General features: G+C 74.0%; 21 protein-coding genes. 10 read left to right on the forward strand and 11 right to left on the reverse strand.

What is annotated here, in order from left to right; genetic code table 11:
- Positions 1-2: 2 nt before the first annotated feature.
- Complete coding sequence (locus BSL84_RS01610; RefSeq protein ID WP_045321531.1) at positions 3-1,031, forward strand: DNA topoisomerase IB; 1,029 nt, start codon at positions 3-5, stop codon at positions 1,029-1,031.
- A 34-nt stretch (positions 1,032-1,065) separates the two neighbouring features.
- Here the strand turns inward: BSL84_RS01610 and BSL84_RS01615 are convergent, their stop codons facing one another.
- The 5 genes from BSL84_RS01615 to BSL84_RS01635 all read right to left on the reverse strand — a co-directional run bounded on the left by BSL84_RS01615 (position 1,066) and on the right by BSL84_RS01635 (position 4,203).
- Positions 1,066-1,290, reverse strand: coding sequence for a DUF6480 family protein (locus BSL84_RS01615; protein WP_030027462.1), 225 nt, complete (start codon positions 1,288-1,290; stop codon positions 1,066-1,068).
- 92 nt (positions 1,291-1,382) lie between these two features.
- On the reverse strand, positions 1,383-1,613 hold the full coding sequence (locus BSL84_RS01620) for a DUF5133 domain-containing protein (protein ID WP_030027463.1): 231 nt from the start codon (positions 1,611-1,613) through the stop codon (positions 1,383-1,385).
- Positions 1,614-1,757: 144 nt separating this feature from the next.
- Positions 1,758-2,099 carry an STAS domain-containing protein gene (locus tag BSL84_RS01625; protein ID WP_045321532.1) on the reverse strand — a complete coding sequence of 114 codons (342 nt, stop codon included), beginning with the start codon at positions 2,097-2,099 and terminating at the stop codon, positions 1,758-1,760.
- Positions 2,096-3,400 (reverse strand): PP2C family protein-serine/threonine phosphatase, encoded by a 1,305-nt coding sequence (locus BSL84_RS01630; RefSeq protein WP_075969635.1) that lies wholly within the window; start codon positions 3,398-3,400, stop codon positions 2,096-2,098. Before BSL84_RS01630 ends, BSL84_RS01625 begins: the two co-directional genes overlap by 4 nt.
- A complete protein-coding gene (locus BSL84_RS01635) occupies positions 3,400-4,203 on the reverse strand; it encodes an alpha/beta fold hydrolase (protein ID WP_075969636.1) in 804 nt (267 codons plus the stop codon). The genes BSL84_RS01630 and BSL84_RS01635 overlap by 1 nt, the downstream gene beginning before the upstream one ends.
- A 146-nt stretch (positions 4,204-4,349) precedes the next feature.
- Here BSL84_RS01635 and BSL84_RS01640 point away from each other — a divergent pair, with 146 nt between their 5' ends.
- Together BSL84_RS01640 and BSL84_RS01645 are read left to right on the forward strand one after the other, a co-directional pair.
- On the forward strand, positions 4,350-4,685 hold the full coding sequence (locus tag BSL84_RS01640; protein ID WP_030027468.1) for a plasmid stabilization protein: 336 nt from the start codon (positions 4,350-4,352) through the stop codon (positions 4,683-4,685).
- Positions 4,686-4,847: 162 nt separating this feature from the next.
- A complete protein-coding gene (locus BSL84_RS01645; protein ID WP_075969637.1) occupies positions 4,848-6,437 on the forward strand; it encodes a phytoene desaturase family protein in 1,590 nt (529 codons plus the stop codon).
- Positions 6,438-6,482: 45 nt separating this feature from the next.
- On the opposite strand, the gene BSL84_RS01650 is transcribed toward BSL84_RS01645, so the two are convergent.
- Entirely contained in the window at positions 6,483-6,689 is a 207-nt protein-coding gene (locus tag BSL84_RS01650; RefSeq protein WP_030031604.1) for a hypothetical protein, read from the reverse strand.
- Positions 6,690-6,755: 66 nt separating this feature from the next.
- Positions 6,756-7,871: a glutamate--cysteine ligase gene (locus tag BSL84_RS01655; protein ID WP_075969638.1), complete on the reverse strand. Its 1,116-nt coding sequence runs from the start codon at positions 7,869-7,871 to the stop codon at positions 6,756-6,758.
- Positions 7,872-8,067: 196 nt separating this feature from the next.
- On the opposite strand from BSL84_RS01655, the gene BSL84_RS01660 reads away from it, so the two are divergent.
- The 6 genes from BSL84_RS01660 to BSL84_RS01685 all read left to right on the forward strand — a co-directional run bounded on the left by BSL84_RS01660 (position 8,068) and on the right by BSL84_RS01685 (position 14,871).
- Positions 8,068-11,433 carry a CHAT domain-containing protein gene (locus tag BSL84_RS01660; protein WP_075969639.1) on the forward strand — a complete coding sequence of 1,122 codons (3,366 nt, stop codon included), beginning with the start codon at positions 8,068-8,070 and terminating at the stop codon, positions 11,431-11,433.
- Positions 11,430-11,969: a hypothetical protein gene (locus tag BSL84_RS01665; protein ID WP_075969640.1), complete on the forward strand. Its 540-nt coding sequence runs from the start codon at positions 11,430-11,432 to the stop codon at positions 11,967-11,969. Before BSL84_RS01660 ends, BSL84_RS01665 begins: the two co-directional genes overlap by 4 nt.
- 3 nt (positions 11,970-11,972) lie before the next feature.
- Complete coding sequence (locus BSL84_RS01670; protein ID WP_075969641.1) at positions 11,973-12,974, forward strand: hypothetical protein; 1,002 nt, start codon at positions 11,973-11,975, stop codon at positions 12,972-12,974.
- Between the two features lie 185 nt (positions 12,975-13,159).
- Entirely contained in the window at positions 13,160-13,636 is a 477-nt protein-coding gene (locus BSL84_RS01675) for a hemerythrin domain-containing protein (RefSeq protein ID WP_045321539.1), read from the forward strand.
- A gap of 122 nt (positions 13,637-13,758) precedes the next feature.
- Complete coding sequence (locus BSL84_RS01680; RefSeq protein WP_079273406.1) at positions 13,759-14,085, forward strand: hypothetical protein; 327 nt, start codon at positions 13,759-13,761, stop codon at positions 14,083-14,085.
- Between the two features lie 81 nt (positions 14,086-14,166).
- Positions 14,167-14,871, forward strand: a complete 705-nt coding sequence (locus BSL84_RS01685; RefSeq protein WP_075969642.1) for a DUF6766 family protein — start codon at positions 14,167-14,169, stop codon at positions 14,869-14,871.
- Between the two features lie 45 nt (positions 14,872-14,916).
- Here BSL84_RS01685 and BSL84_RS01690 read toward each other — a convergent pair whose 3' ends face one another.
- From BSL84_RS01690 to BSL84_RS01705, 4 genes are all read right to left on the reverse strand, one after another.
- Positions 14,917-17,115, reverse strand: coding sequence for a prolyl oligopeptidase family serine peptidase (locus BSL84_RS01690; protein ID WP_079273080.1), 2,199 nt, complete (start codon positions 17,113-17,115; stop codon positions 14,917-14,919).
- 70 nt (positions 17,116-17,185) lie between these two features.
- On the reverse strand, positions 17,186-18,967 hold the full coding sequence (locus tag BSL84_RS01695) for an N-acetylglutaminylglutamine amidotransferase (RefSeq protein ID WP_030030475.1): 1,782 nt from the start codon (positions 18,965-18,967) through the stop codon (positions 17,186-17,188).
- 198 nt (positions 18,968-19,165) lie between these two features.
- On the reverse strand, positions 19,166-19,363 hold the full coding sequence (locus BSL84_RS01700; RefSeq protein WP_030030476.1) for a hypothetical protein: 198 nt from the start codon (positions 19,361-19,363) through the stop codon (positions 19,166-19,168).
- 151 nt (positions 19,364-19,514) lie between these two features.
- The gene (locus BSL84_RS01705) at positions 19,515-20,057 is read right to left on the reverse strand and encodes an isochorismatase family cysteine hydrolase (protein WP_030030477.1); all 543 of its coding nucleotides are present in this window, start codon (positions 20,055-20,057) and stop codon (positions 19,515-19,517) included.
- Between the two features lie 249 nt (positions 20,058-20,306).
- Here BSL84_RS01705 and BSL84_RS01710 point away from each other — a divergent pair, with 249 nt between their 5' ends.
- The gene (locus BSL84_RS01710; RefSeq protein WP_030030478.1) at positions 20,307-20,495 is read left to right on the forward strand and encodes a hypothetical protein; all 189 of its coding nucleotides are present in this window, start codon (positions 20,307-20,309) and stop codon (positions 20,493-20,495) included.
- Positions 20,496-20,568: the final 73 nt, after the last annotated feature.

The following is a 20,568-nucleotide window of genomic DNA, read 5'->3' on the forward strand; positions in this document are numbered from 1 at the left end:
CCGTGGCCGTACGGCTGCGAACCAGCGACCCGCACGGGCCGGGATGGCGCCGGGTACGCCACGGCCGCGGCTTCCGGTACCTCGACGCGGACGGCCGGGCCCTGCCGGCGGCGGACCGGGAGCGGGTGCGCGCACTGGTGATCCCCCCGGCCTGGCGGGACGTCTGGGTCTGCCCGTGGCCGAACGGCCACATCCAGGCGGTGGGGACCGACGCGGCCGGGCGCCGCCAGTACCTCTACCATCCGCGCTTCCGCGAACAGCAGGACGCCGCCAAGCACGAGCACGTCCAGCGCGTGGCCCGCTCGCTGCCCCGCCTGCGCGAAGGGGTGGCGCGGGACCTCGCCGGACGCGGCCTCACCCGCGTCCGCGTCCTCGCCTGCCTGACCCGCCTCCTCGACCTGGGCTTTCTGCGCATCGGCGGTGAGGGCTACGCGCGCGACAACGGGAGCTTCGGGCTTACCACGCTGCTGCGCGAGCACGCCGCGTGCCGCGGCGGCGAGATCCGTCTGCACTTCCCCGCCAAGTCCGGCAAGGAGGTCAGGCGCACCCTCGTCGACGAGCAGGCGCACGCGGTGATCCGGGCGCTGCTGCGGCGCAGCGGCGACGGTAAGAGGCTGTTCGTGTACTGGGAGCACGCGGCGTGGCACGAGGTACGCGCCGAGGACCTCAACGCCTACCTGCGCGACCGGTCGGGGCAGGACGTGACGGCGAAGGACTTCAGGACGTGGTACGCGACCGTACTGGCCGCGGTCGCCCTGGCCGTGTCGCAGAGCACCGCCGACGCGTCGCGCGCCCGCCGCGGCCGGGTCGTGGCACGCGCCGTACGCGAGGTCAGCGAGTACCTGGGCAACACGCCGAGCGTGTGCCGGGCGTCCTACATCCACCCACGCGTCATCGAACTCTACGAGGACGGCGAGACCATCGCCGCCGCCCTCGGCGAGCTGGGCGAGGAGGGCGTCTTCGGCCGGCCGGCCACCCAGGGCCGGGTGGAACGCGCCGTCCTGCGGCTGCTGCGCTCCGACACGGCGTGAAACGGCGGGCGGGGCGCTCAGCGCCCGGCGGCGCTCATACGTTCAGCATGATCGCGTAGGCCAGGAAGAAGAGGGCGCAGGCGAGGGCCACCAGGCAGATCAGCACGAGGGGGCCCTTGCCCCAGCCGCGGGTCAGGGGACGGTACGGCCCCGCACCGGAGCCGGTGCTCGACTCGCCTGCCGGTGTCTCGCCGGGCGCAGCGCCGCCGTACGGCCGGGCGGTGTCGCGGGGGTCCGGATCCGGAACGCGTGCGGACATGTCTGCCTCCCTCACCTCGGGGGCCGTGCCCGCCCTGCCGGCGGGGCGGCCGGGGTAACCGGCGCCTACCCACGGCCTGCGGGGTGAACCCGTCAGCCGGGGGCGAGCACGGAGTCGTCGAGGGTTCCCGTGCCGGGCAGGTGGTGGCGGGCCGCGATCAGGGCGGCGTGGACGTCCGCGGTGCCGGTGGCCACGCACAGGGCCCGCTCGACCGCCTCGATCTCCTTGCGTACGGGCGAGTCGCCCTCGGCGGCGTCGAGTACGGCCAGCGCCCAGTAGCGGTCGACGAGGCCGGGCAGCACGGCCGGGTGAGCCATCAGCATGGTTGTTCGCCTTTCGCCGGGGGATCTCTCAGCTGGCCGTCGCCTACCCTGCCGGGCTCCGTCGAATCCTGCCGGTCGATGTCGACCCCGCCGGTCCGCGTCGAACCCGCCGGTCGACGTGGATCCCGCCGGGTCGGACGCCCCTCACCGCGGTCCGGCGGCGCCGTCGGCGTCCGGGAGGAGGGTGAACACCTGGTCGAGGCCTACGACGCGCATGATGCGCAGCGTGTTGGGGGGAACGGCGGCCAGGACGATGTCCGCTCGGGCGGCCTGGGCGTGGTTGCGTGCCACGAGCAGGGAGGTCAGGCCGCTGGAATCGCAGAAGTCCAGCCCGGCAAGGTCCACGACGAGGCACTGGCCCTGCTGGAGGACGACAGCGGTGACGCGGTCACGCAGTCGGCCCGCGGTGGCGTGGTCGAGGTCCCCGGCGACCGTCAGGACCGGGCCGGCCGGCGCCTCTCGAAGGGTGATGGTCAGGTGGCTCATCCGGTCTTCCCGGCCTGGGAGGCGGCAGCGGGTACACCGAGGGCGAGGAGTGCGGCGTCGTCGTCGAGACCGTCGCCGAAATCGTCCAGCAGGCCGGTCAGGGCCTCGATGACGGCGTGCGGCGGTTTGCCGGCGTGCCCGGCGGTGAAGTCGCGCAGCGCCTCGTCCCCGTACAGGTCGGTGCGGTCCTGGCCGGTACGGGCCTCGGTGAGGCCGTCGGTGTAGAGCAGGAGGGTGTCGCCGGGGGCGAGGAGGGTCTCGGCGGCGGTGAACCGCGCGGCGGGCAGGACGCCGACGAGGAGGCCGCCGGGGGTGGGCAGGAAGTCGGCGGTGCCGTCGGCCCGCAGGACCAGGGCCGGAGGGTGTCCGCCGGCCGCGAGGCGGACGGCGACCCGGCCGGTGCCCGGATCGGGTTCGAGCAGGCCGAAGACGGCGGTGCAGTAGCGGGGGTCGCCGCCGGTGTACTGCTGGTGGAGCACCTGGTTGAGGGTGGTGAGGGCGGAAACGGGATCGGGGTCGTGCAGTGCGGCGGCGCGCAGGGTGTAGCGGGTCAGCGAGGTGACGGCGGCCGCCTGGGGTCCCTTGCCGCAGACGTCCCCGAGGAAGAAGCCGAAGCGCCGGGCGTCGATGGGGAAGAGGTCGTAGAAGTCGCCGCCGAGGCGGTCGGGTGACGCGGTGCGGTAGTGGGCGGCCGCCTCCATTCCGGGGACGGGCGGGAGGGTGCCGGGCAGCAGTGACGCCTGGAGCGCGGCGAGGGCGTCCTGCAGCCGGGCACGGTCGGCTTCGGCCTGGCGGCGGGCCTCTTCGGCCGCCTTCCGGGCCCGCAGGAGTTCCTCCTCGTAGGCGCGGCGGTCGCGGGCGTCGAAGACGGTGGTGCGGATCAGCAGCGGGTCGCCGGATTCGCCGTACTTGACGGAGGAGGAGACCAGTACGGGCAGGCGGGCGCCGTCGGCCTGTCGGAGCTCCAGGGCGATGCCGCCGATCTCCCCCCGCATCCGCAGCAGCGGCGCGAAGTGCGTCTCGTGGTACAGCTTTCCGCCTACGGTGAGCAGGTCGGGGAACCGCATCCGGCTCACCACGGCTTCGCGTTCCAGGCCGAGCCAGCCCAGGAGGGTGCCGTTGATCTTCGCGATGGTGCCGTCCATCAGAGTGGAGAGGTATCCGCACGGAGCGCTCTCGTACAGTTCTTCGGCGCTGTCCTCCAGCAGGGCGGCGAACGCCGCGTACGGGCCCTTCTCGCCGTCGGCGCCGTGCGGCTCGGGCAGTTCGGGCAGTTCGGACAACTGCCCGGTGGCGCACATCACCGCAGGCCGGCCAGGAAGCCGGTGATCGCCTTGTTGGTGGCCTCGGGTGCGGACAGGTGGGGGCAGTGCCCGGTGGCGTCGAGGGTGACCAGCGTCGAACCGGGAACGGTGTCGTGGACGAAGGCGCCCACTTCACGGGGGGCGATGACGTCCTGGACGCATTCCAGGACGAGGGTCGGCACGCGCACGCTCTTCAGGTCGTTCCTGGAATCGGACAGGAAGGTGGTGCGGGCGAAGACGCGCGCCACGTCCGGGTCGGTCGCGCAGAAGCTGTTCTTCAGCTCCTCCCCCAGCTCGGGCCGGTCCTCGTTGCCCATGATCAGGGGGGCCATCGCCGCCGACCAGCCCAGGTAGTTGGACTCCAGGGATGCCAGCAGTTCGTCGATGTCCTGCACGCTGAACCCGCCGCGGTAGCCCTCGTCGTCGATGTAGCGGGGAGAAGGCGCGACCATCACCAGCGCGCCGATCCGCTCCGGTGCCGCGGCCGCGGCCAGTACCCCGATCATCGCACTGACCGAGTGCCCCACGAACACCGCCTCGCGCAGGTCCAGCGCCTCGCACACCTCCACGACGTCCGCGGCGTAGCCGTCCAGGGAGGCGTACCGGTCCTCGGAGAAGGCGGACAGGTCGGAGCGGCCGCAGCCGACGTAGTCGAAGAGCACCACCCGGTAGTCCGCGGCCAGGGCGGGCACGGTGAGCCGCCACATGTTCTGATCACAGCCGAACCCGTGGGCCAGCACCACCGTCGGCCCCTGCGGGTTTCCGGTGACGGTGACGTTGTTCCTGCGATCGATGTCCATACCCGGCAGTCTCGCAGCCCGCGCGGGCGGACTCTGCCACGGCTTCGGGGCAGTGCCTGCATCTGGCGGGTTTCGCGTGGAATGCCGCGATTTCTGGGTACGCGCAGCATGACCGTGTCATCTCACGTCGAGGAAGGGTTTCCGTCATGCCCCGAGGATCCAGCCCCAAGCGCGAGCGCCAGTACGAGCACATCAAGGAGTCCGGGGAGAAGCGCGGCATGTCCGAGGACCGGGCGAAGGAAATGGCCTCCCGGACGGTGAACAAGGAGCGCGCGCGGTCGGGAGAGAGCAAGACCGCGAGCCGCAGCTCGACCCAGGGCAAGTCCGCCTCCCAGCGCGGCGGCGAGAAGTCCGGCGGCGGGGGCGGCGGCAGCTCCTCCGAACGCACCAAGGACGACCTGTACCAGGAAGCGAAGAAGCGCGGCATCGAGGGCCGCTCGACGATGACCAAGCAGCAGCTCAAGAACGCCCTCGGCCACTGACCGCGGGCGGGCCGCGAGCCTGGGCCGGGCCGCGAGCGCGGGTCGGGCCGGCGTCCCCGGTGCGCGCTGCGCGGGTTGTTCGCCATTGGCTCGTCCGGACCGCACCGCCGGCCCGGTGGATCGCCCACCGGCGAACGGCGGTGCCGGACGCGGAGGTGCTCCATGCCTGACGCTGTGGTGATCGGCGCCGGCCCCAACGGGCTGGTGGCCGCGAACGTGCTGGTCGACGCCGGGTGGAGCGTGGAGGTGCTGGAGGCCCAGGAGGAGCCGGGCGGCGCCGTGCGCAGCGACCGGGGGGTGCATCCCAACTACGTGTCCGACCTCTTCAGCGCCTTCTACCCGCTCGCGGCGGCCTCCCCGGTCCTCGCGCGGCTCGATCTCGGCGCCGAGGGCCTGCGCTGGAGCCACGCTCCGTCCGTACTGGCCCACCCCCTGCCGGACGGCCGGTGCGCGGTGCTGGAGCGCCGGGTCGAGGACACCTGTGCCGGCCTGGCCGGATTCGCCGCCGGCGACGCCGACGCGTGGATGGGCCTGTACCGGACGTGGAGCCGGCTCGGGCCGGACCTCGTCCAGGCCCTGTTCACGCCCTTCCCGCCGGTCCGGTCCGGTCTGCGGCTGGCCGGCGGGCTCCGCGCCTGCGGGGGGCTGCGGCTGGCCCGGCAGCTGGCCCTGCCGGTACGCCGCCTGGGCGAGGAGGAGTTCGCCGGTGAGGGCGGTCGGCTCCTGCTGGCCGGCAACGCCCTGCACGCCGATCTGGCCCCCGAGGCGGCGGGCAGCGGCGGATTCGGCTGGCTGATGTCGATGCTCGGGCAGAGCCACGGCTTCCCGGTCCCCGCAGGAGGGGCCGGCGCCCTCACGGCGGCGCTGGTGAGCCGGCTGCGGAGCCGCGGCGGCGTACTGCGCTGCGGGGAGCGGGTCACCGGTGTCCTCGTGCGCGGGGGTACCGCCGTCGGGGTCAGGACCGCGGGCGGTGAGACGGTGGGCGCGGGCCGGGCGGTGCTGGCCGACACCTCGGCGCCGGCCCTGTACCGGGACCTGGTCGGCGAGGAGCACCTGCCGTCCCGCCTGGTACGGGACCTGGGGCGGTTCCACTGGGACTTCGCGACCTTCAAGGTCGACTGGGCGCTGACCGGCCCGGTGCCGTGGACGGCGCCGGGAGCGGTCGGCGCGGGAACCGTCCACCTCGCCCGGGGTGTCGACGGCCTGACCCGCTTCGCCGCCCAGATCGCCGCGGGGCAGGTCCCCGACGAGCCGTTCACGCTCTTCGGCCAGATGACCACCGCGGATCCCGGCCGGTCGCCGGCCGGTACCGAGTCGGCGTGGGCGTACACCCACCTTCCGCAGGACGTCGCCGGCGATGCCGGACCCGACGGCATCACCGGCCGCTGGGACGCCCGCGAGGAGCAGGCCATGGCGGACCGCGTCGAAGCCCAGGTGGAACGCTTCGCACCCGGTTTCCGTGACCGGATCGGCGCGCGCCGCATCCTGGCCCCCGCCACCCTGCAGGCCATGGACGAGAACCTGCGCAACGGCGCCGTCAACAACGGCACCACCGCGCTGCACCAGCAGGCGGTCTTCCGGCCCACGCCCGGGACCGGCCGGCCCGAGACTCCCGTGAAGCGGCTCTACCTGGCCTCCGCGGCGGCGCACCCCGGCGGCGGGGTCCACGGCGCGCCGGGCGCGAACGCCGCCCGAGCCGCCCTGCGCCGTCACGGGCTTCCGGCCGTACTCCGCCGGCCCCGGGGCGCCTGACGGCCGGGTACGGCCAGCCCCGGCGACCGGCGTGAGCGCTGAGCGCTATTCGGGCATCCCGGCGTCGCCGGTCTTCTCGGCGGCCCGGCGCTGCGCGCCGCTGTTCGGGGTCAGCGCGTCACCGGCCTCGCCCTCGTTCGTCTCGGCGAGGGCGGCTTCGTCCGCCTCCCTGCGGGCCTCCGCGTCGCCGCTTTCGCCGGGCGCCTGTGAGGGAGGGGTGGTCCGGCCCGGCTGCTGCGTCTGCTTGCTCATCGCGCTCCGATCCTGTGCGTCGTCGTCATACTGGCTCGCGTCTGCCCGGTCCGGGCCACCGCACGCTCACGCCTTGAGCGTGAGCTCCGCGCAGCGGGTGGCGACGGACCCGAGGCTGTGCCCGTCGGCGTGGAGGCGCCGCTGGATGCGGGCGCCGTTCCCCCTCTCGTGCAGGTGCGCCAGGGCCTCGCGGACGCGTTCGTCGTCACCGTGGTCCTTCAGCGCCTCGCGCACATGCCGGTACAGGGCTTCGACGGCGTCTTCGGCGCTCGTCTCGCGCATGGTGCCGGGGTGCAGCAGCGGCCCGTCCAGGCCCGAGCGGGCGGCCCGCCACGAGGCGAGGCGCAGCAGGCTCGTGGCGACCCGGGCCGGAGGCCGCCCGTCCTGCCAGGCGCGTGACTCCGTCTCGACGAGGCCGCGGATGAGGGCGGCGAGCAGGACCGGTGTGGCGGCGTCCAGGCAGACGTCGGCGACGCGGACCTCCACGGTGGGGTAGGAGGCCGACAGCCTGGCGTCGAAGTAGATCATGCCCTCGTCGCGCAGCACTCCGGTGCCGGTCATCTCGCGGACCTGCTCGTGGTAGCGGTCGGCGGAGCCGAAGATCCCGACGGGGCCGGCGGAGGGCCACCGGTTCCACACCCGGCTGCGGTAGCCGGCGTAGCCGCTGTCCTCGCCCTGCCAGAAGGGGGAGTTCGCGCTCATCGCCGCCAGTACGGCCAGCCAGGGCCTGATGCGGTCCAGGACGGCGACGCCCTCCTCGTCCGATGCGACGGACACGTGGACGTGGCAGCCGCAGGTGAGCTGTTCCTGCGCCGTGAGGCCGAACTGCTCGGCCACCCAGCGGTAGCGCCGGCCGGCGCTGAACGACGGCTGTACGGGGAGCGGCGAGGTGGCGACCGCCGCGACCACGGCGCCGGCACTCGCGGCATGGCGGGCCGCCTCGCCCCGGATCCGGATGATCTCCTCGTGGAGTTCACCCATCTCGGTGATCGGTTTGGTGGCGAACTCCAGCTGCTCCTTGTGCAGTTCCTTCTCGAACTCGTGCTCCGCCCCGCCGTCGGCGCCGGAGCGCTGCCAGCTCTGGCGCTCCGCGGCCGCCAGGACCGTCCCCGACACGGCGAGTGGAGCCCCGCTGTCGGCGTCCACCAGCAGCAGTTCTTCTTCCACGCCTACGCTTCGCATGTCGCCGCCTGTGCATCGATCTGTCAGATGCCCCGCACCTGCCCCGGCTGTTCCCGGCCATGCGGACGCCGCGGCCGTGCCCGCGCCGGACGGGCCCGGGCCGGGTGAACCAGGGCCGCGGGGGACGGTCTTGCCCTGCGCGGGCCGCTAGGCTTCCCGCACTGCCGGTTCACGGTCGCGCACAGGGAGTGAGATCTTGCAGCTCGGGGGGCGAGGGGTCTGGCAGACGCGCGCGGGCGCGATCCAGCCGCCGTATGCCGGCGACCATCTGTGCCGGCTGCTCCATCTCGCGGCCGGGGCGCTGCCGCTGCTCCTGTGGTGGCACGATCAGCCCGCGTCGGCGGCCATGGGCCTGGTGCTGGCCCTCCTGGTCTTCGGGCGGATCCTGCTCCTCGATCTGCGGTTACGGGTGTTCGTCCGACTGCTGCGCGGACGTGAGCGCCTGAAGCGGGTGCTGGTCCTCCTGTCGGCGGGCGGGGCGCTGGCCCTGTGGCCTGAGTCCTGGCTCGGCGCTCTGGGATCGCAAGGGGCCGTCGTGTCCCGGCCGTCCGCGGGCTGGGCGCTGACCCTGCTCCTGGTGACGGCTCTCGGCTGTCTGCAGGAATGGCGCACGTGGCCGGACGTCAGAGGCGTCCCGTCCCCCAGGCTGGAGCCCTTCCGGATGCTGCGCGGGCTGCTGGGGCGCGGCTGGGGGCCGGCGCTCCTGGCGGTCACCCATCCCGGCGCGCCCGGCCTGCTGGTGCCGGCGGTCGCGGTCATGGCGGCCGAGCTGGCCTTCTCCGCCTACGCGGCCCGTACCGGGGACTGGCGGCTGCGGGTGCTCCACGCGGTGCGCCTCCCGCTCCTGCCCGCTTTCCGCGTCCCTTGGATCCAGGGCTCCGTCGTCGGATCGTGGGCCTACGACGCGGTGATCCGTCGCCCCCGGCGGCCGGATCTGGCGCCGTGGGAGTTGATGCTGCGTCATGACGAGGTGCTGGCGGGCTCCGCCGGCCACGACCTCGTGGTCAGGACCTGGCGGGCGAACGCCGCCGCGCCCACTCCGGACGCGGAGCCCTGGGTGAGCACGGCCGAGGCGTACGCGGACTCCCTGAAGGCCCTCTTCCAGTACCAGGCGGGCACGGAGATCCCCGCGGCCGAGCGCCGCGGGCTGTTCACGACGTGGCAGACCGTGGCCGCGATGACGGCCATGGCACGGGCCGAGGTCAGTCTGGCGGCGGGCCTGCTGGACAACGCCGTCCGCAACCGGCGCTACGCGGCCCGGCTCTTCGCCGCCGCCGGCCTCCCGTTGAACGCGGCCGCCGCCCGGTGCCTCACCGCCGACGTCCTCGCGTTCGAACTGGCCCGCACGGACGAAGCCCTGGCCGAAGTGGACGAGGTGGGCGACCGCTCCACCCTGCCGGCGGCCCTGCGACGCCTCGCCGAGCTCGTGGAGACCACCGCCGGCCGGACCCGCGGCGACGGCGGCGGGTCCGGCCGCCGCCTCCCGTCGGCCCTGCCGCTGCGGGCGGCACACGGCCTGTTCGAGGAGCTTCCGACCTGGATTCCCTTCCTGTCCGTCCACCACCGGGAGATCGCCTTCGTGCGACACGTGGATCGGCGCGCCGCCGAAACGGCGCACCGGCTCGGCCGGCAGCCCGGGGTGACGCTCCCCAGCCCCTACCGGGGCTTCGCCGACATGTACCCGCTCCCGGTCGGCCACGGCCTGCGCGAGGTCCTGGCCGACGCGCAGCGGTCCCTCGCCCACGGTTCCGTCGAGACGGCCAGGCTCGCGGCCCTGGACGTACTCCAGGTCGCCCGCTCGGCGGAGGACCTGGCCCAGCAGACCGCCGCCCACCGGCTGCTGGCCCGGACCGCGGCCCGTCTGGGCGACTGGCCCGAGCAGTACTCCCATCTGATCTCCGTCGTCGCCTCGGTCGAGACGGCACGCGACCGTGTCGCCGACGCCGACCTGCGGATCGATCTCGACCTCGCCCGTCCGTGCGCCGAGCTCGTCGCCCTCGTCGTGGACCGCCGGGTCCCGGGCGTGCCGCTGACGACGGCGGTGGACCTGGCGGAGCGGGGCCGGTCCCGACTCATGCTGCAGACGATCGGCGGCACCCACGACAGCGAACTCCCCTCCGCTTTGAGGGAGTTGCAGCAGCAGGAGCGGAATCTGCTGCGGAGCGTGCGCAGCGACGACCGGATCGGCACCCGCGGCCCGTACGGCTTCGCGGTGCTCAACCCCTACTGGGGGCAGGTGGAACGCGCGAAGCTGGAGCGGATCTGGCGGGCCATGGAGGCCACCGGAGCGGCCGGAGCGGCGTACGTGAGCGGCCGGCGGGGTGCACCGGCGCAGTACGCGGAGTTACGGGACATGCTCCGGCCCGGCGAGGTCCTGTGCGAGTTCGTCAGCGTGGGCGACCGCACCGTCGTCCTGCTGGTGCGGGCGGAGCGGGCCGAGCCGGTGGTGGTCGACCTGCGGCTGGACGCGCGGGCGCTCACGCCCGAAAGGCCGGATCCGGGCCGCCCCGCACCGCCGTGGACCGCCGGCCTGGCGCCACTGGCCCGGGCCCTCGCCGAGCACACACGGCCCGGCGAGGTCATGTGGCTGGTGCCGGACGGCCCGCTGCACGATCTTCCGCTGCATGCCGTGCCCGTGGAGGGCGCCCCCTGGGGTGAACGCAACCCGATGAGCTGCACTCCGAGTGCGTCGCTCATGCGGTACAGGCTCGGGCCCGCCGTACGGAGTGAGACACGGACGGCACTGGTCCTGGCCGACTCGCGGGGCGACCTGCCGCACGCCCGGGCCGAGGCGCGGGCCATCCGTGCGGTCCTGCCCGCCGCGGAGGTCCACACGGGGGCGGCGGCCGGCCTGGACACCCTGCGGGAACGGCTCTCACAGGCCCGGTACGACGTACTGCACCTGGCCTGCCACTGCCGCCTGGACCGGGAACGGCCGTCCCGGTCGGGCCTCCTGCTGGCCGGCGGGGAACTGACCGCCGAGGATCTGCCCACCGTACGGCTCGACGTCCGCCTGGTCGTGCTCAGCGGCTGCGACACGGGCGCCCAGGAGCAGCGCGCCGGCAACGAACTGATGGGGCTGACAAGGGAGTTCCTGCACGCGGGTGCACGCTCCGTCCTGGTGACCCGGTGGCAGGTGGACGACATCTCCAGCGCGCTGTTGATGGCCGACTTCTACCGGCGGATGAAGGACGGCAGCCCGCTCGCGGCTGCGCTGTCCGCCGCCAGGCGCCGACTGCGGACCATGAGCCTCGATGACGCCCTGGAGCACTGCGAGCGGGAGCGGCGGGGCGAACGGCTGCGCGCGGCGGACCCGGAGTCCGTACGGTCCCTGAGCCGGGACGTCGCCCGCCTGCGCCTGCGGGCGGGCGACGTCGGCGGCGCCCTCGCGGAGATCGACGCCCTGCTCGCCGAGACACCCCACGGCTCCCCGCACCGGCGCCCGCTGCTCGTGCTGCGCAACCGGGCCCGCTACGCGCCCGCCCGGCGCGAGCAGCACCTCCCCGCCTTCGACCACCCGTACTACTGGGCTCCGTTCACCTTGGCAGGAGATTGGCGATGACCCTCGACGAGCTGCCCCTCGCCCCCGTCAGCACCCGTCCCGACGCGGCGACGGACGGGTACGTCGTGACCCTGGACGCGGCGGGCGTGCCCACCGGTCTGGGGGTCGCCGCGCCCCCGGGCACCCCGCCCGCGGGCACCGCGGCCCCGGCATCCGCCGCCGGCGGGAGCCTGCCGCCCGCCGTGCTCCTGCCCGCACACCTCACCCTGGACGAACTCCTCACCGGCGAGGCCGTCACCCTGCTCCCGCTGAACCCCTTCGGCGCCGTCGTGATCGGCCCCCGCGGCGTCCTGGGCGTCCTGGAACACCCGACGATCGCACGCCACGCCGCCGGGGTGCACGTACCGCCGGGCCGTACCAGGTCCGACCTCGCCCACCCCGAGGACGGGGTCCTGCCGGGCGCGGTCGGGGTGCCCGTCGCCCGGGTCCTGTGCCGGTGCGGCCGGTTGAACCAGGTCACCTTGTACGACCCCGACTACCCTCCGGCGTGTACCGGCGACGAGTCGGCCCATCCGCTCGAACCGCGGGAGCGGTGAGCGGTGTTCAGCACCACCCTCGGCGAACTGGCGGTGGTGGCCGGCCGGCGCTCCTTCCGCGGCGTGTTCTTGCCGAGCCTCGTCTTCTGCTGCCTGGCGGCGGTGGTCCTCGCGGCCGGCCGGGGCTCCGCGCACGGGGCGCTGCACGCATGGCGCCACGGCTCGTGGGAGTCCAAGGTGCTCGTGGCCGCGGGCTTCGCCCTGGCCCTGGTCTGCCTGACGGCGGCGCTCGGCAGCGCCCAGACCTCGCTGCTCCGGCTGGCGGCGGGCCACTGGGGCCCGCTGGGGCGCCGGACGCTGGGCCGGATCGGCCGGGGCCACCACCGGCGCGTCATGGGGCGGGCGGACGAAGCCTCCGCCCACGACCGCTACCCTCCGCGCACCCGGACGGGCGACGTCATGCCCACCCGGCTCGGCAACGCGCTCAAGGCCGCCGAGCTCTACCCCCGCCTGCGGTACGGCATCGACTCGGCCCTGGTGTGGCCACGGCTGCACCCGCTGCTCCCGGAGCCGTTCCTGCTCGTGCTCGGCTCGGCCCGGACCGGCCTGACGGCCCTGCTCTGCTCCGCCTTCCTGTCCGCGGTCCTGGCGGTCGGCGGCGCCGGCTACCTGTGGGCCGTCCACGCTCCGACGCCGCTGTTCCTGCTGTGCCTGTGGGGCGGCTGGCTCGCCGCGTGGGTCTGCTACCGCGGCGCCCTGCTGAGGGCCGCGACCTACGGGCAGCACCTGCGGGTGGCGTTCGACCTGTACCGGGGCCACCTGCTGGAGGCCCTGGGGTGCCCCGCCGGTGACGGCGAGGACGAACGCGCGCACTGGCAACGCCTGTGCCTCTTCTGGCACCGCGGTGTCCTGCCCCACCACGCCGCCACCCCCGACCACCCCGCGCCGGCCCCGCCTGCGGAACCCTCCCCGGACGCGGGCGGCTTCGCGCCGTCCCTGTCCCACCTGGCGGCGGCGGTGCTCACGGCCGCGGGGATCGCCGGTGCGCTCACCGGCGGCGTGTGAGGCGGCGTAGCGGCTCACCCTCCGCTCCCCGCCGCTGCCCGCGCGCGCCGGGCGCGGCCACTCGGGTGACCTGGGCGCGGCCTGCGGCCCCGTACCCCCGCGGAAGGGGTCTGCGCCGGGAGGATGACCGCGCCGACGCCGCTCGGTTCAGGTCCGCACATCCGCCGCAGACCCGGAGGACAGACATGGACGCGATCGTGCTCCTGCGCGACGACCACAAGACGGTCGAGAAGCTGTTCAAGCAGTTCGAGAAGACCGACGACGAGGACACGGGCGAACGCCGCCGGATCGCCGACGAAGTGATCGAGGAGCTCACCGTCCACGCGTGGATCGAGGAGCAGATCTTCTACCCCGCCGCCCGTGAGGCCGCACCGGACACCACGGACCACATCCTGGAGAGCATCGAAGAGCACCACGCCGTCGTGTGGATGCTGTCCGAGATCAAGAACATGGACCCGTCCGACGAGCGCTTCAAGGCGAAGATGAGCGTTCTGATGGAGAACGTCCGCCACCACGTGGAGGAAGAGGAGAAGGACTGGTTCCCCGAGGTCCGCAAGGCCATGGGCCGCAACCGGCTCACCGAGCTCGGTCAGCAGCTCGAAGCGGAGAAGCCGAAGGCCCCGCGGGACCCCCTGGCCGTGCCCAGCGCCGCAAGCCGGTGACAGCCGCCGGTCCGGGGCTCCGACCCAGCCCTCGCCGGGGCGCTCGCGGGCCGCTCGGCGCCGGGGTACTGGCCGCGGCGGCGCTGTCGCTCCTCACGGGCTGCGGAGCCTCGGCAGTGCGGGTGGACGGCGCACGCGACGCGGCCCGCGCCTTCGAACAGGCACTGTCCTTGCGTGACTACACCGGGGCGTGCCGGCTGCTGGCCCCCGCGACCCGCGCCCAGCTGGAGCAGGACGGGAAGCAGGCGTGCGCGCGGGCGCTGGGGAGCGAGGAGCTGCCGGTGTCGGCTGCGCTGGGGGCGACGGAGGTCTACGGGCGGATGGCCCTGGTCCGCGCCGAAGGGGACACGCTGTTCCTGTCCCTGTTCACCGGCGGCTGGCGGGTGGTGGCGGCCGGCTGCACCCCTCGGGGCGACGCGCCGTACCAGTGCCTGGTGAAGGGCGGCTGACATGCGCGGACTGTTCGCCGCCTGCCTGCTCGTGATCGTGGGCGGGCTCGGCTACTTCATCGCGATCGGGGCGATGCACCGGTGAACCGGCAGAAGCGGGGCCGGGAGCGGCGCGCGAGCTTCTGGCGGGACAACAGCCTCACCCTGGCCTTCGGAACGGCGTTCTTCGTCGTCCTGCTCGGTCAGGCACTGGCCGGGCACGCCGAGTTCAACGAGCAGTTGGCCGTCGACGGCCTCCAGCGGATCAGCCTGGGCCAGTACGTGACCTCGTCGGACTTCGCCGTCGACGTCACCGAGAACTGGCAGTCGGAGTTCCTGCAGTTCTTCCTCTACGTCTTCGGGACCGTCTGGCTCGTCCAGCGCGGGTCGCCGGAGTCCAAGGAGATCCACAAGATCGGTACGGAGTCGGACCGCGAGCAGCGCGTGGGCGATCACGCCACGGAGCAGTCGCCCCGCTGGGCCGGTGCGAAGGACTGGCGCCAGGGCGTGTACGCCCGCTCGCTGGGCCTGGTCATGGGCACGCTGTTCCTCCTGTCCTGGGCCGCCCAGTCGATCACGGGCATGGCCGCCTACGACGAGCAGCAGCTCCGGCAGCTCCAGGACCCGGTCGGATGGGGCGGCTACCTGGCCTCGGCGGACTTCTGGAACAGGAGCCTGCAGAACTGGCAGTCGGAGCTCCTGGCCGTGGCGGCCATGGTCATCCTCTCCGTGTACCTGCGCCAGCGCGGCTCCCCCGAATCCAAACCGGTCGGTGCCGCCCACACCTCCACAGGCGTCGAGGGCTGACGACGGGCGACCTGACGACCTGACGACCTGGCGCATCGGCCGGCGTCAGAGGGCGGGGCCGCCTCCGAGGTACCGCTCCAGCCAGTCCGCGGCGGCCCGCCGGTAGAGCCTCCTGTTGTCCGCCCGCAGGAACTCGTGGCCTTCGTCCCGCAGCGTCAGCTGCCGTGCCGGCACCCCGCGGCCGCGCGCGGCGCGGATGAACTGCTCCGACTCCGTCGGCGGCACGTTGGTGTCGTGCTCGCCGTGAACGGCCAGCACGGGGGCGCGCAGCTGGTCGATGCGGCTCATGGGGGACAGGGCGTGCAGCAGGTCCCGGTCGTGTTCGGGGTGCCCGTACTTGGCGGTGGCGGACTGGGCGATCCACGGTTCCGTGCCGGCGAAGAACGTGGCGAAGTCCGACATCCCGCAGACCGCGACGCCGGCGCGGAAGAGGTCGGGATGCCACACCAGGGAGGCCATGGTGAGGTAGCCGCCGTACGAGCGGCCCATCACTCCCAGCCGTACGGGGTCGGCGTAGCCGAGCGCGACCACGTGGGCGGCGCAGTCGGCGACGTCTTCTATCGCCGCGAACCGTCCGGCGCCGAGGTCGGCGTCCACGAAGGACCGTCCCCAGCCGGAGGAGCCGCGGACGTCGGGGGCGAACACGTCCAGGCCCCTGCCGAGGAGTTCGTGGTAGAGCGGGTTGAACACCGGCCGCTCCTGCTCCTCGGGGCCGCCGTGGAGGTGGATGACGCACGGGGCGGGCCGGCCCGGATCCCGGCCGGGCGCCCGGTAGTACCAGCCGCCGAGCGTCAGCCCGTCCCTCGCCGGGCAGCGCAGGGGTACGGGGCGTACGGGGGGCCGGCCGGGCGGCACCGCGTCCTCGTCCCGGGCCGACCAGCCGGCGCGGGCGGGCACGAGCCCCCGGTCCAGTTCCCAGATGCCGGGCCTGCGCCGGGACCCGGCCAGCGCGGCGAACAGGCCGCCGCGCTCCAGCGGCGCGATTCGGGTCACCACCTCGTGCGGCAGCACGGGCCGGTGCCGGGGTCCGGCGCGGCCGTCCGAGTCCGCGAGGGGCAGAGCCGTGCTCTCCAGCTCGGTCGCGCCCTGCACGTTCCAGGCGAGGAGCGCCCACCGGCCGTGGTCGGGCACGCTGAGCAGGTCGAGGCCGGTCCCCTCGCGTTCGACCGCGACGGACACGGCCCCGCCCGCGCCCTGCCCGTCCAGCCGGACCCGTAGGAGGGCGGCGAACTCGCGGTCCGTGTCGCTGCGCAGCCACACGGTCCGCGCGTCGGGGGAGAACCGCCCGATCCAGGGGTCCCCGTCGGCGACGTGCAGGCTGAAGGTGGTGTGCCCGGAGGCGGTGTCGAGCACGAGCGCCTCGCGCCGGCCGCGCGGACCGCGGCGGACGAGTGCGAAACGGCCGTCCGCACTGGTGTCGCACACGCGAAGCGATGCCGCGCCCTCCTCGCCGTACAGCAGGACGGGGGCGTGCGCGCCGTCGGGGTCGACCAGGTAGGCGGCCAGCCCGCCGCCGCGGACCTGGCCGGGGGCCGGGCCGGGGGCCGGGCCGGCGCCCTGGTTCGGAAAGGCCCGGTGCGCCGCCGCGCCGCCGAGGAGGGTCGCGGGGCCTCCGCGTTCGGACCAGGCCGCGACGGGGCCCCGCGCGCCGTCCGCCGGCGCCCCGTCGGCGTCCGACGGGAGGTGTCCGGCGCCCGTGTGCTCGGCGCCGGACACGGAGGGCTGGGCCACCGTGACGGCCAGGGCGGTGCCGTCCCGGGTCCAGCACCCGAGGTGTGCGGAGCTTCCCGGCTCGGCTCCGGCGAGCACCTGCCGTCCGGTTCCGTCCGGGCGCACCACCAGGACGCGGGTGTGTTCGCCGCCGCCGGGCGCCGACGTGTAGGCGATCCAGCGGCCGTCGGGCGACCAGGAGACCTCGGTCACCGGGTCGGGGTCGCCGTCCAGGACGTGGGCCTCGCTCCCCCTCGCGGGGCCGCTCCACAGCTGGGGCACGCCGGCCCGGTCGCAGATGAAGGCGACGTGCTCCCCGGTGGGGTCGGCGGAGGGGTACCAGCATCCGTGGGCGGGCAGCAGGGTGGGCGGGTCGGCGCTGAGATGGTCGGGCAGCCGTAGCGGTACAGGCGCCGGCGTGGGGGACGCGGTGTCGGCGGGTAGCACGTCGGGCCCCCGTGCGCCGGGGGGCGCCGGGGTTCCGCCCGCCGTACCGAGTGCGTGATCCACGAGGTTCGTCCGCTCCAGGGGCATGGCCACCTCTCCCAGGCTTCCGCTTCCTGAGTGTTCCCACCACTCGGTCCGGTCACTTCACCGCGTCGCGTCACCGGATGCCGTGCGCCTGGAGCCAGATCTCCAGCGTCGCCACCTGCCACAGGGTGTTGGCCCCGCGCCTGGCGCGGTGGCGGTTGGGCGCCGCGAGCAGCTCTTCGACGACCCTCTCGTCGAAGATCCCGCGCCGGCGCGCCTCGGGGGCCGTCAGGGCGTCCCGTACCCGGGCCAGTACGGGCCGGGCCATGTGGCGTACCGCCGGGACGGGGAAGTAGCCCTTGGGGCGGTCGACGACCTCGCGGGGCAGTACGGAGCGTCCGACGTCCTTGAGGACGGCCTTGCCGCCCTGTGCGAGCTTCAGCGCCGGGGGGCAGGCCGCCGCCAGCTCCACCAGGTCCTGGTCCAGGAACGGCACCCTGGCCTCCAGTCCCCAGGCCATCGTCATGTTGTCGACGCGCTTGACCGGGTCGTCCGGCATGAGGGCGTGGACGTCCATGCGCAGGGCGGCGTCGAGGGCGGTGTCGGCTCCGGGGGCGGCCATGTGGCGTCGGACGAAGTCGGTGGAGGCGTCGTGGTCCACGGCGAGGTCCGGACGGATCATGGCGGTCAGGTCGGCGTGCGTCCGGTCGAAGTACGCGCGGGCGTAGGCGTCGTCCGCTCCGGCCCGGCCGGCGGAGGCGATCCGCGGGTACCAGTGGTAGCCGGCGAACACCTCGTCGGCGCCCTGGCCGCACAGGACGACCTTGACCTCTTTGGACACCTGCTCGGACAGCATGTGGAAGGCCACGGCGTCGTGGCTGACCATGGGCTCGCTCATGGATCCGATCGCGGCCTCCAGGGCGGCGGGAAGCCGGTCGGAGGGGATCAGGAACTGGTGGTGGTCGGTGGAGAACCGGCGGGCGACGAGGTCCGAGTAAAGGAACTCGTCGCCGTCCTCGCCGTTCTCCTCCTCGAAGCCCATGGCGAAGGTCGGGACGTCGTCGTGGCCCTCCTCGGCGAGCATGGCCACCATCAGGCTGGAGTCGAGACCGCCTGACAGGAGCACCCCGACGGGCACGTCGGCGACCGTACGCCGGCGTACGGCCGTACGCAGCGCCTCGTGCACGGCCTCGCGCCAGAGGACGGGATCGTCCCCGAGATCGGAACGCCGGGTGTAGGAGGGCTGCCAGTAGCAGTGGTCGTGGGTGGTGCCGTCGGGCTCGACGACCCGGACGGTGGCCGGCGGGACCTTCCGTACGCCGGCCAGCACCGTGCGGGGTGCGGGCACGGTGCCGTGCCAGCTCAGGTACTGGTGGAGGGCCACCGGGTCGATGGAGGTGTCCACTCCCCCGCCGGCCAGCAGGGCCGGCAGCGAGGACGCGAAGCGGAGGCGGTCGCAGTCCTCGGTGACGTAGAGGGGCTTGATGCCGAGCCGGTCACGGCCCAGGACGACCCGGCCCGTGTGGTGCTCGGCGACGGCGAAGGCGAACATGCCGACGAAGAACTCGACGCAGTCCCGGCCCCACTCGGCGTACGCCTTGACCACGACCTCGGTGTCGGAGTCGGAGAAGAAGCGGTATCCGTGCCTCTCCAGGCGGGCGCGCAGTTCCCGGTGGTTGTAGATGCAGCCGTTGAAGACCGCGGTGAGGCCCAGCTGGGCGTCGACCATGGGCTGGGCGCCGCGCTCCGACAGGTCGATGATCTGCAGCCGGCGGTGTCCCAGGGCGACTGCCGCCTGGGACCAGATCCCTCTGCCGTCGGGTCCCCGCGCCTCCATCGCGTCGGTCATGCGTTCGACGGCGGCGAGGTCGGGACGCCCGCCGCCGAACCGCACCTCTCCACTCAGACCGCACATGAGGCACCTCCGGGTGCCTCGGCGCCTCGGGACGCCCGGGATACCCCGCTCTTGTCGGCGGACCAGGTCGCATACACCATGCTTCTGCACTCCTGTGCCGGCTCGGCCGGCACGTGCGAGCCGGTCCGAACGGGCAATCGACATATCCCGCGCCTGCCCGCACCTGGGCTTTTCACTCCCCGCGGCCGCCGCACGGCGTCAGCGCTTGCCGCGGCCCGCACCCCCGGGGCGGCGGGGTGCCCTCGTCGGCGCGGGGGCGCCGTCGTCCTGGCGGGCGCCTTCAAGGAGGTCGAACATCTGGTCCAGGACCCTCTGGAAATCGCTCCAGGGGGTCTCCCGGCCCTGGCCGTCGGCGAAGGTGTCCGCGGGGCCTGCGCCCGCTCGGTTCGAGGTCATGTTCCACCTCTCGGGATCAGCGGCCGGCTCGGTACCGGTTCGTCTCACGCGCGTCCGCGCGCGCTCGGGGCACCTGCCCCGATGACGTCGGTTCACACGCGCCCGGCGGGCACACCGCGCCGGGTGTCCGACGGGCATCGTCGGCGACGGCTCAGCCGTCGAACTCGACGTCCTTCACCGTGCAGACGTCGGCGGACATGTTGCGGCTCATCATCCGCAGGGCCGCCGCGGCCAGATCGGCGTCGATGTGGGCCACCGCGTCGTCCGGCACGACGACGTCGAAGTGCCGGATGTGCGCGTCCAGTGCCGAGTACAGCACGCACTGCTCGGTCACCTGGCCGCACAGGACCAGCCGCTTTGCCTTCAGCTGGCCGAGCAGGTAGGCCAGCGGGGTCTCGAAGAAGATCGAATGCCGTGCCTTGACCACGAACAGCGAGTTCTCGTCGGGTGCGACCGGCTCCACCAGGCTCCGGTGACGGCCCGCGAGGGCCGCGTCGAGGATTTCGCCGTGGTGGGAACGCCACTCGCCGAAGTTGTCGTTCACGTAGACGACGGGCGAGTCGCTGGCGCGGGCCTGCTCCAGCAGTGCCGTGATGCCGGGCAGCGCCTCGCGGACGGACGGAACCAGGGCCTCGGCGTCCTCGTGCTCGTAGGTGTTGAGCATGTCGATCACGATGAGCGCCGTGGAGGGCATGGGGCGCCGCCGCCTCTCGTCTCGTTCCGCCCGGTCTTCTTCCAGTCTGTGCCATCCCGGACCCGGCGCTTCCCCACCGCGCGGGCGGGCGAACCGAGCCCGCAACCGACGGCCCGCACCAGGTGTGGGAGGTCCCGCTCCGGGCAGACGCGTCTCGCAGCCCCGCTCCTGAGCGGGGCTGACCAGCTTCCCAGGGCGACACCGGCCGGCGGGGCGACGGCCGCGGACGCACCGTACGAGGAGGAGATCATGTTTCCCGCCGAGCACGACCGGGTCGCCTACCGCGACGGCCGCGAGGACCTGCACCGGGGCCGGATCGAGGAAGTACGCGATCCGGGGCCGCACGCGGTCTACCGGATCCGCAACGAGCGCACCAACGAGCTCCAGGTCATCACGCAGGAGCAGATCGAGGGGGAGCCCGAGCCGCCCGGGTCCTGAGCACGGGACCGGGCGACCCGCGAACGGCGGTGCGTACGGCCGGCCCAGGTGTGGGCGGCGCCCGGACGGGCAG

The sequence above is a fragment of the Streptomyces sp. TN58 genome, assembly GCF_001941845.1.
Classification (GTDB): Bacteria; Actinomycetota; Actinomycetes; order Streptomycetales; family Streptomycetaceae; genus Streptomyces.